Here is a 346-nt window from a genome sequence, read left to right as displayed (position 1 = left end):
AGTAACATTGTAAGTACCCACCCCAAGCGCTGAAGGGTCAAAAGTACCATCAGTTGAAGCACCACCCCAAGTACCACCAGCAGGGTTACCTACTAGATTTACTACCGCGTCAGTTGTAAATAATGGTCCTACGGCATCAATGGTTGGCGGAGTAACACCGTCACAAGGATTAGTTACTACAATATCAATATCTATTGTTTGAATACATCCAATACCATTATCAGTGGTATAAGTAACATTGTAAGTACCCACCCCAAAAGCTGAAGGGTCAAAAGTACCATCAGCAGAGTCACCACCCCAAGTACCTCCAGCCGGAGTAGCTACAAGGTTTTGAACTCCGTCAGCC

At 45.1% G+C, this 346-nt stretch carries 1 protein-coding gene; it reads right to left on the bottom strand.

Going from position 1 to position 346, the window contains the following annotated elements:
• On the bottom strand, positions 1-346 hold a 346-nt coding region (locus RM520_RS15250; RefSeq protein ID WP_311388574.1), incomplete at both ends, for a hypothetical protein.

Source organism: Croceitalea vernalis (assembly GCF_031846405.1).
GTDB classification, from domain to species: Bacteria; Bacteroidota; Bacteroidia; order Flavobacteriales; family Flavobacteriaceae; genus Croceitalea; species Croceitalea vernalis.
Note: the sequence above shows the minus strand (reverse complement) of the source record. Positions and strands in the feature narration are given on the sequence as shown.